Genomic DNA, 13009 nt, shown 5'->3' with positions numbered 1-13009 from the left:
TTCATCAAAGTGAAAAGTTTTTATTTGTCCAAAACGATAAGAAAAACACCTGAAGGACTCCTCTTCTGCTCTAGCAGAACCTCGGATCTTTCAGATGTTTATCAAAAACTATTTCAAGAAATTCCTTAGCGCTTATTTTTCTGATGAGGCAAAAAGAAATCTTGAAAAACCCCACCCAAGATGAAGATCACCCATGAATAGGCCCAGCTTCCTGTTGAAAATGACCAGAGGAAGTAAACTACCACGATCACTGGCCAATAAACCGTATTAAAAAAGCGAACTTTTCCTGCGGATTCTCCATAAATGTGTTGCGCTGCCCGTGGTCCGGGTTCATCTTCATTAGAAATAAAGTAAACGCCATCGGCCATTTTGGCAAATCCTGTGCGGATGATACTGACATAGACGATAAAGAATACTCCTAATGCAACTGCCGCAAAAAACAGTCCTAAAGCTAAACCACTGGGAATGTAAAGAATAGCTTCCATCAAGAAAAAGGGTGTCACCGACAGAATACATGCAGAAATCCCTAGCACCAGACCAAATCGAAAACTCTTTTCATAATCTTCCAATTGCTTCCGCGCCTCTTGTTTTACTTCTTGATCAAATGGACGATCGTTTAATTTTCGTTTTGATGCAGAATAGTTCAAGCCGGAGGTAATAATAAAGCCCACGCCCAATGCAACAAGCATGAACATGACTAATAGTCCTAAGCCACTATTGATTTCATTGGCAAAAAAGAGAAATATTCCAAGAGAAGCGATACATAACGCAATACCTAAAGAAAGTGAGAAGGCAAAACGGCGAATCTTCCCCCAAAAATCAAAGGCTTCATCGATTGTAATAGCATCTAACCAGGCTTCTTCTGCAGTATCTTCTGACTGCGCTACTTGCAGTTCTTGAAGCAACTCATCAATTGATCCAAATTCACTGATCACAGCCCCGATTGCTTCATGCTCGCTCTTTCCTTGTTCAATCAATTCATGGTAATGGTCTTCCATGATCGCAGCCAAATCCTCTTTGGCTTTCTTTGTTTCTGGCGTGGTGGGTACATTCAAAAACAAACTATCTAAATAATCCCGGATGGTTTTCATTTTGCTCCTCCTTGTAAAAAGCGCTCAACAACAATTTTTGTTTGCTGCCACTCTTGTTTTTTTACTTCTAAAAATTCTCTTCCTGCCTCACTGATTTGATAATAGGTGCGTTTCTTTCCATGAGTCACTTCTCCAGGATACGAGCGGATCAATCCCTGTTTTTCCAAACGTGTGAATGCAGAATACAATGTTGTTTCCTTAATGATATAGAGCGAATCTGTTTTTTCACGTATCTGTTTTGAAATGTCGTATCCATAGGAATCATCTTTGGAAAGAATCGATAAGATGATTGCATCATTGTATCCCCGAATTCCATCGCTGGATATCACTCGATCCCCTCCTTAAAATTACTTTACCTGTCGTAATAATTATAAATCAATTACTACGACAGGTAAAGTAAATCTGTGATTCTTTTTTTAAATCAGTCTTGAGACCGAGAAACACCCGCTAACGGTTGAACATCAATTACCGGTAAAAACACTTCATCAAATTTTATGAAACTCCCACCTTCTGTTAAAACTTTGATCTGCTGTCCTTCTCGAAGCTGCCAACTGTCGCTGCTTTCGAAATAATACAGACCAAAATCTGATGAATAACGTGATTCCGCGTTTTTCTTCGTCTGAAAACATGCATACCCATCCTCATAGACTTTCATGACCGTCCCTTCGACCCATTCCTTTTGAGGCGGGAAAAAAATCATCTTTACGCAGATTATCCAAAGCGCAAGTAAACCCGCACCGACCAAATAGTTTTTGTGCCCCGGTTTGGAGGGCCAATAATAGGAAATGAAAACCAGCAACAAAATAGCTAATCCGCTGCCCATTAAGACTGTCCCCCACTTTGGCGCGAGCCCCACCTCTGTTTGTAATGTAATTTTTTCTGCCAAAGTCAATAGCTCAAAGTCTGCGATCGGGATCAGGTTTACCCGAAGAAACAATCCCCCTATTAACAGTACTAAACCTAAGGCAGCCGCCAGCAAATATTTGTGCATTTCGGAATCCGCTCCTTCCCTTTGAACCTAGCATACCTGAAAAAAACTAAATTTGGTTTAAATTGAATAAATTGTTTTCAATACAAAAACAGTTGCGAACATCCAACATTCGCAACTGTTTCTCATTTAAGCCATCCTTATCCGATAACAAGCCTTTAATCTTTTGCAGCAGCCGGTTCAACATCCGACAACATAATGTCCAATGATTCGATCCCAGATCCTGCTAAATACCAAACTTGCGGATTTAATTCGATCACTTTCCCGTTTTTTCCAGCAGTTGTTTGCTGAACCAATTCATTTTCAGTCAACGTACTCTGGCTTGTATCCCCACCGATTGCTTTTGTACGATCAATAACAAAAATAATATCGGGATTTTTTTCCAGTAAATATTCATAAGAAATATTCTGCCCATGAGTCGATGCTTCTAATGTATCATCGACTGGCGTAAACCCAAATGTATCATAAACAATGCTATATCTTGATCCCAAACCAAAGGCAGAAAGACTACCTTCATTCATCATGACAACTAATGCTTTTTCCTTGCTGGCTTCTGCAGTTTCAGAAAGATTCGCGATTCTTGTTTGCAGAGCAGTCAACTGTTTCTTGGCTTCCTCTTCTTTTCCGAAGATTTGGGCAATAGTTTGAATGTTGTTATCGATCGATGACCAAGTGTTTTCGTTGTCTACACTTAGAAAAATCGTTGGTGCAATTGCTTCCAGATCTTTTTGAAAGTCTCTTTGGCGGCCAGAGATAATGATCAAATCAGGTTGGATCTGATTGATTTTTTCTAAGTCAGGTTCTTTGATACCACCTGCAGAATCAACCGCAGCATAACTCTTTAAATAGTCAGGCATATTGCTCGTAGCAGCTCCTACAACACGATCTCCTACGCCTAAAGCATCCATTGTATCAAGTGCACTGTTATCGAAAACAACGACTTTTTTTGGTGAAAATGGTACAGTCACTTTGCCATTACTATCTGTCACTTCGATTTCGGCAGGCGCCGCTGCAGCCGTTGAGGCACTTGTTGACTCTCCTTTTTCTTGCGAGCCGCATCCTGCTAACCCCGTGATCATTACCAATACAGCCAAACTAAATACTATTTTTTTCATATACTCCTCCTATGGTCTCTTAATTAAAATAATAACAAAAGCGCTGTCCATCCACTTCGACTATCTTAACTTCTAAGTCATAAAGTTCTTTTAAAACAGGCTCTTGGATCACTTCTGCAACTGTGCCTGTTTTGAACAGACTTCCTTCTTTCATCGCTACGATATGGTCTGCATATCTGGCAGCAAAGTTGATGTCATGCAATACGATCAATACGGTTTTCCCATGATCTTTGACTAATTTCTCCAATAAGTGCATCAACTGATTGGCATGTTTCAAATCCAAATTATTCAGCGGTTCATCCAAAAGGATATACTCGGTATCTTGGGCAAGAATCATCGCCAAATAAACCCGTTGAAGCTGCCCACCAGATAATGCATGGATCGAGCGTTGCCGAAATGATTCTAAAGATAAAAGTGCTAATGATTCTGAAATGATTTGTTCATCTTCTGGCGTTGGTCGTCCCCGATTATAGGGAAACCGACCAAAAGACACCAGTTCTTCTACGGTCATATCAACCGTAAAACCGTTACTCTGTTGCAAAAAAGCGAGATTCTTAGCTAATTCTTTCGAACGCCATTGTCGAATCTCCTTTTCTTTGAAATAAACTTCTCCAGTAGTCTGCTCCAACATGCGGCTGATAATCGAAAGCAATGTACTTTTTCCGGCACCATTTGGACCAATAAAGGCAATCAATTGATTTTCCGGCAACTGCAAGGACAAATCAGTCAACACGCGCTTGTCTTGATAACTCTTTTCGATTCCTTTTGTTTCAATCATTGTCCTTTCCTTTCTTTGACTAGTTTTCCTAAAAAGAAGATTCCGCCTAAAAATTGAATCACTGTATTGATCGTTGTGTTCCATTGAAAGACTTGCTCAACAAAAAATTGGCCGCCGACTAGTAATAAAAACCCTAAAAGTGCTGATCCAACAAACAATGTGCCATGTTTATATGTTGGAAATAACTGATAGGCAATCGTTGCCACGACAAATCCTAAAAAGACGGATGGTCCTACTAAAGCAGTAGCAGTCCCCGATAATAAAGACAGCAAGAAAAGACAACTCTTCTGGATCATTGAAACCGATAGGCCTAAACTTTTTGCATTTCGAACACCCAAGACCATAACATTCAATTCTGGAATCAATAGCGATAATCCAATCAGCCCAATTAAAATAATTCCAGCAGCCAGTAATAAATGCTGACTATTGACATTGCTAAAACTTGCAAATAGACGCCCTTGCAACAAATCATATTCATTGGGATCCATGATGACTTGAAGAAATGAACTGATACTAGTGAACATAGTACCGCTGATCATTCCCGCCATCAGTAATAGAAACAATTGATTATTGGCTTTTTTATAAAAGGTCTGAATGATGACACTGCTTAATGTCCCGGTAGCTAAAATCGAAAACAAAAAAACGAAAGGTGTTTCCTGACTCAACATGCGGATTCCTCCTAAGAAGAAAAATAGTATCGTCTGGATCAGCACATATAATTGATCCAATCCTAAGATACCGGGAGTCAGATACCGATTTTGTGTCAGTGTTTGTAAAGTGATCGTGCTAAACGAGACAGCTATTGCTACTAAGCCAAAGGCCACTATTCGCTTTCCCCGTAATTGCAGTGCGAAGGACCAATTGCCATATGTATTGTAGGTAAGGTATGCGCCAACAGCTATCCCGATGAGTATGAACAAGAACATATAACGCCGGATAATTCTCATACCATTTTTCTCCTCATCAATAAGACTAGAAAGCTAATACCGCCAATCGTTCCTGCTACAACGCTGACCGGCAATTCATATGGGGCTATTAAAATCCTTGCTAGCAAATCACACAAGAGCAAAAAGGCACTGCCGGAAAAACTGATCAGAAAAAGGTTGTTTCGAACATGGTCTCCTGCAAATAAAGCAACGATATTAGGGATGATCACACCAAGGAATGGAACACTGCCTACTAAAAGCAAGACCACACTACTGGCAAAAGCAACCAGTGCTAATACGAGCAAGCGTAAAACGTGGTAGTTGATGCCAAGATTTTTTGCAGCTGTCTCTCCTAACCCGGCAATCGTTATTTCATAAGCAAGGAAATACAAAAAAGCAAAAACTGGTAGTGTCAGATAAATCAATTCATAATTGCCCTCGATCACGGTAGCAAAGTTCCCCTGTAACCAGGAAGAAACATTTTGCACAAGTTGAAAGCGGTACGCAAGAAAGGAACTGACTGCGCCAATCACATTCCCGAACATCACACCCGTTAAAGGCAAAACCATCGGATCTTTCTTAGGGATCAAGCGACTTAGCCATAAAAATAGCAAAACCCCCGCATAAGAAAATAAGAAAGCAGCGGTTGTTCGCAGGAGTCCAGATGCATTGGGCAGCCATAACATGACGATCAAGATCCCTAGGCGGGCACTGTCAGTCAAACCGATCACGTCTGCTGCAACAAATTTATTTTGCATCAGATGCTGAATGATTTTTCCACATAAGCTCATGACAGCCCCTGCAAGCAAGAGACTAATCGTACGAGGAACGCGTACTTTCAGCAATATCATCCAATGACTCTCTTCTCCTGCCATTAAACCAGCTAGAGACATGTCATGTGCGCCCACAAATAAAGACCCAGTGATCAACAAGAGAAGCAAAATGGCCAGACTCATTTTTCTCATATACTAACCCTTTCTAATGAGAACGATTCTCATTCTCTCTAGTTAGTTTAAGCGATTCCGCTTTTAATGACAAGGCTTTTTGCAAAAAAAAGATAAACCTACTCTTAACGTAGGTTTATCGAATAAAAAAACTTTTAATATATAACACATTTAATTCACATGAGATTTCAAGAGACCTTCGATGGCCAATTGATTCAAAAAGTGCAGCGGAAAAGATATCGTTGGATTGAAAAAGTAATCCATCGTAGCCAATTGATCCAGAGTCATGTAAGATGTGATCAACGTAGAGACCGTATTGATGATCTCCAAACTGCCGCGATCGCTTGTAATGATCTGCCCTCCCATGATTACTCGTGTTTCCTTGTCAAATACCAGTTTCAATGTCACTTCAAAATTATTTTCTACTTCGAAAAACGTACGTGCATGGAACGTACGTGTGACAGAATCGACGTCAAAGCCATAATAAGGTGCTTCCGTTTCATTGATTCCAGAGCTGCTCACAAAATATCCAAAGAGCTTGCTGACCACTGTGCGCTGCATTTTGGGAAAAGGGATTTTTTTTGCAGACAAAATATTTGTTGCCGCGACGATACCGGTTCTATACGCATTGGTCACCAGCGGTACATAGACTGAACTGTCTGAATGATTGAATGGGATCGAGACTAAGTCGCCGACAGCATAAATGCTTGGATCGGAAGTTTGCAAGAATTCATTGGTGTCGATCGTCCCATCTGGGTTCAACTTCAGAAAGTCAGCGACCAAGTCAACATTCGGTCTTGGATTGACTGCATAGACAACGATATCCGCTGGCAAAAAAGTGCCATTGGCAAGTTCAATTCCCGCCAGCTCTCCGTTCGCAGTTTGTTTTGCTGCGACCACGCTGCTGTTCAGATAGATTTGTAAATTTTCTGGAAAACGTTCGATCAAAATCTGAGAAATCTCTTGGTCGAAGTAGCGGAAAAGCAAAGTATCCATCCGATCAATCAAGAAGACCTCTTTATCCTGTCCACTTAATGATTCCGCTAATTCAAAACCTATCAGACCGGCACCCACAATGGCCACTTTCTTGGCTTCCTGTACTTTGCTTAGAGCTGCTCGAGACTGGGCAATCGTTTTGTACGTGGTAATGTGCTCTTTGACTTCTTCCGTAAAAGCATTCCGAAAATTACTGGACCCCATAGCTAAAATCAAATAATCATATGAGATCGTGTCTTTTTCGACACAACTAGCCGTTGATGTTTCAAAAGAAACGTTTTTTTCTGCCGCTGCAATCTTTACGACGCGGCTATTGAGCATCACATTGATCCCTTCTGACAGTAATTCACTGGCAGTAGCAGTGCGGGAATCTTCTAGACGCTCAATATATCCCTCTAATACTAAGTTCAAACTGCTAGCGATATAGCCCAATACATTGGATTTTTCAATGATGATCACTTCAATTTTATCATCCATCTGTTTTAAATGGCGGGCTGCTGCTATACCAGCATGAGAGCCTCCAATAATGACAATCCTCATAACTTCTCCAACTCACTTTCAAGATTTTCCCTTCGAATTTCATCAATCACTTGATGCAGCCGTTGCTCTTCAAAACGATCGATCACACCTGTCAAGACCAGGAGCTTTTTGTAGTGATAGTTTTCGGCAATCTGCGGTTGATCCACAATCAGTAGATCATAATCGGTTGCTTGTGCAGTTTCCACCTGCATGTAAGGATACCCAGAAAGCTGTTTGGCCAAAAACCGCCGCAAAACATCCGTACGTAATTGATTTTGAGACAGCAGAACACCGATTTTCAGCTCTTTTTGTTGTTTCTCTTGCAACCATTCAATAACAAACGACAAATCATGGATGAGCTTTCTCTGTTTCTCCTCAGAAAAAGGCCCAGTGGCTTGTGCCAATGTTTCAACTGCTTGATTCGCTACTTCCGTGATGGTTCCCCGCAAAAAATGCGGAGGAAAATCGGCAAATGAAGTCAACGCGCCCTTCAAGTAGCGTGCTCTAAGAATGATGATTGCTAAAAAACGACTGATTTCTGGATAATGAACTTGTATATCAAGAGATTCATCCGCAAAAGTTTTCATCAATACTTGACTCTCAGCGGCTAAATCAAGCATAAATTCCGAATCAGTGTCCTGCTGGTGATTCATGACTACTAATCCTTCCATCATCAAAAACAAATAGAGGTAAACTGCTTCGTAGTCACTCCACGAAATGGCAAAACGGCTGAGATAACGTCCTAAAATATTTCGTAGCACTTGAAAAGTAGGATCATTTTCTACTTGTTTTAAGAGGCCTTTCGATGACTCATGTTGCTGGGAACTCCTAAAATCGAAACGGGCTTCCATCAAACCAAACCATAAGACTAATTTCCAATTATTCCGTGGATCAATTGATAAGCCAAGTTGCTGTTCAATTACCCGAATCAAGTTTCGAATAGCTGGACTCTTAAAGGTTTCATTGATTTTTGCTAACGGATAACTCTGCGAAAAAAACGAATAAAAGAAAAAGCGGATTTGGCACTCATCGCCGATCAGTTTCTTATTTTTCAATTGAAGACTAAATTCCTCCAACAAGTGATTGATCGATTTGAAATGACGAAAAAGCGAGGCCTCGCTAAGCGTCAAATCCAACATGAGTTTCGTTGTCGATCCTTCGCGATGGAAAAAGAGATATTCAATAATTTGAAAATCCACCGCTTCTGATAAATACGCATAAAAAAAATGCTGAATAGAAAAATCAAGCGGTAATGTTAAATGCAAACGATCATTCTCTTTTGTTTCTAACAATGCCTCTGCATGGAAAACAGAAAGATTGTCACTCAAATGCTGAATCTCCTTTTGGAGCGTCGGTGAAGAAATGGATAACTTATTTGCAAGAGTTTTATAGGAAATTTCTGAACCATGCTGAAAGAAGATGGTCAGTATCTGAAAATGGACTTGCTGATTTTTTTCTAATAGTTGCATCAAATTCATCGATTCTGCTCCTTTTTCAGTCTAGTTCTAATTTCCCAATAAACGCTTCGTTTGTCAACCATATTGAGCGATAGGATTTCACAGTATATGTCAAAACCGAGAATATTTCTTTGCTTCTCTAAAAGAGTCCATGGTAAAATTTGAAAGAAAGGAGCACGCATGTTAAAAAAATATTCTTCTTTTTCCAAAGCGATTTATTATTTACGATTTCTTTCTTTTTGGCGCTTGTTGCGAGTTCATTTGGACGTTTTGATGTCCACTTTATTGATTTTCAAGTGATTTTGACCTTGTTTGGTCTCATGCTGACTATTAATGGGCTTGAAAAAGCCGGTTTGTTGAATTTCATTGGTCAACGTTTGCTCTCTAAGAGTCATTCTCTCCGAGCACTGATTCGAACGATTGTTTTATTAAGTTTTTTCAGCTCGATGGTACTAACGAACGATGTGGCGATCCTGACTTTACTACCTATGTATCTTCTGATCACCAAAGGCATTCAGGAACAAAAAAGCGTTCTTCTCGGCGCAGTTTACCTGATTGTAGCCGCTAATTTAGGCAGCAGTTTATTTCCCTTTGGGAATCCGCAAAATCTCTTCTTGTTTTCTTTTTATAATTTACCTTTGACTACTTTTTTGCAAACGACAGGTATGATGGTTGTCCTATCATTAACTCTGTTAGTAGGATCCATTCAATTATTGCCAGCATCCCCTCTCATCATCAAAAAAACCACGCATTTTTTTGAGAAAAAATACACGGTACTTTATCTTGGTTTAATGGCACTGATGATTTTGGGAATCTTTCATGTCGTTCCTTTCGTCCTCTCGGCATCGATCGTAGCATTCGTGGTCTATTTTTTTCAAAAAGAGCTCTTTCGTTCAGTGGATTACCGTCTCTTAGTCACATTCGTTTGTTTCTTTGTGATTATCGGAAATATCAACGAACAAGACAAGTTGATTGAAATGATCCAACCCTTCTTCCAAAAAGAACAACAAGCCTTTTTAGGCAGCATCACCCTTTCTCAGGTGATTTCCAATGTCCCAGCAGCGATTCTGATTGCTCCTTTTACAACCTACAAGAAAGCTGTTTTGTTGGGGGTAAATGTGGGTGGCTTGGGCACATTGATTGCTTCGTTAGCGAATTTGATTGGTTACAAATTGATCAAGCAAGCTCTCCCTCAAGAACAAAAAAGATTCCAACACAAGTTCTATATGGTGAATATCCTTTACTTATTCATAATCGGTTCAATCGGCTATCTCTATTTAGGGATAGGCTAATAGACACTAGTAGGCAAGCAGCTGTCCCTGAATATACAGGACAACTGCTTGCCTTCAAACGATTAGGAGTTCATAATCGATCTCCGTCTTACTAATTGCTTTTTTCTTTTCTCTAAAAAGGGAACGGCTTAGCTGCAGCAATTCTGACTGTGGAATATCCTGTTGAAAATAGCGGTAAAAAAATTCCCGATCAATGATTTCTTCATAAGCATAAGAAAAAAGATGAGTAGAAAAACTGATTTGTTCTTCCAGAAGCCATTTCTTATAGACAGAAAGTAGCTTTTCATCTTTGTGATCGTTCTGTTCCAGTGGTTGAAAGATATTTTCTTTGGTCCGAACGATCCGCAAAATCAATAAGCGACGACTTTTTTCTACCAGAGAAATCAGCTGACCTTTCTCGGTCAACGCTGGATTCATTGCAGTAAATATCAAGGGATAGGTGGTCTTATCAGCAAGAAACTCTGCTTGTGTTTGCAGTCGAAAGTCTACTTTTTGTTGAGGATCTTTTACATAACGTCTAGCTGCTTTCAACATTTCCACTGAAAAATCAATGGCCAGATAACGCTTTGTATCAGGTAAAATCGCTGGAATATAGCGGCCACTTCCCGCAGCTAAATCAACAAAAGAGCTTATTGGCAAAATTCCGTTTGTCTTTAAAAATGTTGCTAGATCCTCAGCAATCGTTAATTGTGATTCTTGCTGGATCTCTGCATATTCTGCCGCAAAATCATCCCAAAATTCTTGTTCCTCACTCATGGAATCCTCCGGAGATGACTACCTTCCCTGGACTGCCTTTTTCTACTAATGCGGTTGCTTCAATCAAATTTTCGATCGTCAGGCCTGTTTCAAAACAGGTGGTGATCGTAGAATGGATTTTTTGTTCATTGACTAGATCAACAATTTTTTTTAAGATCGCTCCTTGACTAGCCAAATCCACTTGATAATCGGTTTTTGCAAACATATATTCCCAGTAAAAGTCCACTCCGATATTTTTAAATGGGTTAAGATCTAATGGACCGCGCGTATTAACGATCATTCCGATTTTACCAAATGGGCGGATCAATTGAGCAAATTGATCGATGTAATCGGAAATGTCATAAAAGACAGCAATATAGTCAAAGGTGGCTTCAACCTGATCTTGTAGCGGGTAATGGTAATCGAGTGGGTGCGCTACCCCATTTTTATCTAGCCATTCATGATTTGTGGGGCTGGCAGTGCCATATACTTCAAGCCCGGACCAATGTGCCAGCTGGGCGGCAATCGATCCCACTCCACCACTTGCATTGATGATCAATAGTTTTCCTTGATTGGCTTTTTCTTTAGGAATCAACCCAAATTTCTCAAATAGAAGTTCCCAGGCAGTGATACTTGTTAAAGGCAATGCTGCCCATTCCGCTAAATTTTCTAAAGAGACTTTCGCTACTAAGCGTGCATCCACCGCTTGATATTTCTGGTTCGCCCCGTCTCGCTGTGTTGTTCCACTGTACATCACTGGGTCGCCCACTTGAAATTTTGTGACCTGATCGCCAACTTTTTCAATGATTCCGCAAGCATCATATCCTTGGATCACGAAATGACCAGATTTGGTCGTCGTTTGGCGACGCTTCGCATCAATGGGATTGACCGATACGGCTTCAACTTTTATCAATAGATCATTTGCTCCTATTGAAGGCATGTCCAAATCTTTCATTTGAAAAACATTGCTGTTATCTAAAGGCATTCCCTCATAAAATCCGATCGCACGATTCAACATTACATCATTCTCCTCTCCTAAAAAAAGCTAAAATAACCTTAATGATTATTTTAGCTCTTATGCTTGTTTAATGCGAATAACTAGGTACTACTAATGGAACTAAAAATTCGTAAGAAGTGAAGAAATCTAACAAGGAACGTTTTCTTCGATCTGAATCAATAAACAAATGGGTCCGATCATCAGCCATCCGAATCGTCAAGCGTTGTTTTTTATCTAAGAAGATCTCATAGTCTTCATACTCTGCTTTGACAAAATCATAGTCTTGATTTTCCATCGTAGTAATAAAGATTTGGTCCAAAATGTCTGTTGTGATCGGAAACTCAGTCTCTAAATCCACTGCAAGTTCTTGCGTATTATCAATGAGACTTGGTGAAACCATAAATGAAGATGCGCGAAAATGAGTTAAGAGTAAATTGATATCGTAATTAAACAGTGACAATTGATTGACCGTAAATATTTTATCTGTATACCATTGCCGCAATAGATATAAGATTTGATGGTCGTTGACCCGCACTTCTCGTGTGTCAGAATAAATCGTGAGTAGCGGCAAGTACTGTGATTCATATTGAGAATTGATCGGATTCAATTTAAAATATAAATCCATTGCTTTTTCCTCATTCAATTGAAACTTCACCAAGAAGTGCTTTGTTTTCCAAACATCGTAGTTGTCGGTTGGCATCAATCCAATCGATCGCAAGGGTTTCAAGAATTCATAAGCATAGTATTCCAGTAACGTCTTTTTAGCGATAATTGAAATATCCTGGTTGCCAATGATCAATGTTTGGTAGTGATGACATAATTCATTAAAATCAGCTTCCATAATGGCTTTGCGTAAGCGCAAATCTGCTAATTCATTTTCTGCTTGTTCAATCAAGCTTTCAATTCTTTGGTGATCGCTTTCTTTCGTTTCATAGTATTCATCATAAGGTTCTCCAGGTTCTTCAGGTGCTTCAGGTATTTCAAGCTCTGCAGACTCTGTAGAGTCAATGATTAGCCTTTCGCTATGGCCTTCTTCAGCAGATTGTTGGTACAAGTCTTCCTGATCAATTGCCGTTGCTTCAAGCTCATCCGATTCTATTTCAACTGTTTTTAGTTCATCAGCGGCGGTTGCCAACTCATTTGTTTCCATTATTTCCAGTTCGCTCTTTGA

Annotated in this window: 13 protein-coding genes (1 of these 13 cut by a window edge); 1 reads left to right on the top strand and 12 read right to left on the bottom strand. The window is 39.9% G+C overall.

Going from position 1 to position 13009, the window contains the following annotated elements:
* Nucleotides 1-125: 125 nt before the first annotated feature.
* The 9 genes from IGJ28_RS10540 to IGJ28_RS10500 all read right to left on the bottom strand — a co-directional run bounded on the left by IGJ28_RS10540 (nt 126) and on the right by IGJ28_RS10500 (nt 8835).
* Nucleotides 126-1091: a permease prefix domain 1-containing protein gene (locus tag IGJ28_RS10540; protein WP_252712022.1), complete on the bottom strand. Its 966-nt coding sequence runs from the start codon at nt 1089-1091 to the stop codon at nt 126-128.
* Complete coding sequence (locus IGJ28_RS10535; protein WP_003126735.1) at nt 1088-1420, bottom strand: PadR family transcriptional regulator; 333 nt, start codon at nt 1418-1420, stop codon at nt 1088-1090. The genes IGJ28_RS10540 and IGJ28_RS10535 overlap by 4 nt, the downstream gene beginning before the upstream one ends.
* 92 nt (nt 1421-1512) lie before the next feature.
* Entirely contained in the window at nt 1513-2082 is a 570-nt protein-coding gene (locus tag IGJ28_RS10530) for a hypothetical protein (protein ID WP_113849741.1), read from the bottom strand.
* Between the two features lie 155 nt (nt 2083-2237).
* A complete protein-coding gene (locus tag IGJ28_RS10525; protein WP_156234012.1) occupies nt 2238-3194 on the bottom strand; it encodes a siderophore ABC transporter substrate-binding protein in 957 nt (318 codons plus the stop codon).
* Nucleotides 3195-3213: 19 nt separating this feature from the next.
* Entirely contained in the window at nt 3214-3972 is a 759-nt protein-coding gene (locus IGJ28_RS10520) for an iron ABC transporter ATP-binding protein (protein ID WP_156248314.1), read from the bottom strand.
* Entirely contained in the window at nt 3969-4919 is a 951-nt protein-coding gene (locus IGJ28_RS10515) for an iron chelate uptake ABC transporter family permease subunit (protein WP_003126739.1), read from the bottom strand. Before IGJ28_RS10515 ends, IGJ28_RS10520 begins: the two co-directional genes overlap by 4 nt.
* The gene (locus IGJ28_RS10510; RefSeq protein ID WP_438845389.1) at nt 4916-5863 is read right to left on the bottom strand and encodes an ABC transporter permease; all 948 of its coding nucleotides are present in this window, start codon (nt 5861-5863) and stop codon (nt 4916-4918) included. The genes IGJ28_RS10515 and IGJ28_RS10510 overlap by 4 nt, the downstream gene beginning before the upstream one ends.
* A 150-nt stretch (nt 5864-6013) precedes the next feature.
* Nucleotides 6014-7378 (bottom strand): FAD-dependent oxidoreductase, encoded by a 1365-nt coding sequence (locus IGJ28_RS10505; RefSeq protein ID WP_252712023.1) that lies wholly within the window; start codon nt 7376-7378, stop codon nt 6014-6016.
* Entirely contained in the window at nt 7375-8835 is a 1461-nt protein-coding gene (locus IGJ28_RS10500) for a helix-turn-helix domain-containing protein (protein ID WP_252712024.1), read from the bottom strand. Before IGJ28_RS10500 ends, IGJ28_RS10505 begins: the two co-directional genes overlap by 4 nt.
* A 218-nt stretch (nt 8836-9053) precedes the next feature.
* On the opposite strand from IGJ28_RS10500, the gene IGJ28_RS10495 reads away from it, so the two are divergent.
* Nucleotides 9054-10106 carry an SLC13 family permease gene (locus tag IGJ28_RS10495; RefSeq protein ID WP_438845388.1) on the top strand — a complete coding sequence of 351 codons (1053 nt, stop codon included), beginning with the start codon at nt 9054-9056 and terminating at the stop codon, nt 10104-10106.
* 54 nt (nt 10107-10160) lie between these two features.
* Here the strand turns inward: IGJ28_RS10495 and IGJ28_RS10490 are convergent, their stop codons facing one another.
* The 3 genes from IGJ28_RS10490 to IGJ28_RS10480 all read right to left on the bottom strand — a co-directional run.
* Nucleotides 10161-10862, bottom strand: coding sequence for a class I SAM-dependent methyltransferase (locus IGJ28_RS10490; protein ID WP_252712026.1), 702 nt, complete (start codon nt 10860-10862; stop codon nt 10161-10163).
* Nucleotides 10855-11859, bottom strand: a complete 1005-nt coding sequence (locus tag IGJ28_RS10485) for a zinc-binding alcohol dehydrogenase family protein (RefSeq protein WP_438845387.1) — start codon at nt 11857-11859, stop codon at nt 10855-10857. Before IGJ28_RS10485 ends, IGJ28_RS10490 begins: the two co-directional genes overlap by 8 nt.
* Before the next feature lie 67 nt (nt 11860-11926).
* Nucleotides 11927-13009, bottom strand: partial view of a hypothetical protein gene (locus IGJ28_RS10480; protein ID WP_252712028.1) — the 3' portion only. Its footprint extends 72 nt past the window's final position; 1083 of the gene's 1155 nt are visible here — the last part of the coding sequence; the start codon falls outside the window, past its right edge — the gene reads right to left on this strand; its stop codon occupies nt 11927-11929.

The organism is Enterococcus sp. AZ091 (assembly GCF_051714805.1).
Lineage (GTDB): Bacteria > Bacillota > Bacilli > Lactobacillales > Enterococcaceae > Enterococcus_D > Enterococcus_D gallinarum.
The sequence above is the reverse complement of the archived record's forward strand: the minus strand, read 5'-3'. Positions and strand labels throughout refer to the sequence as shown.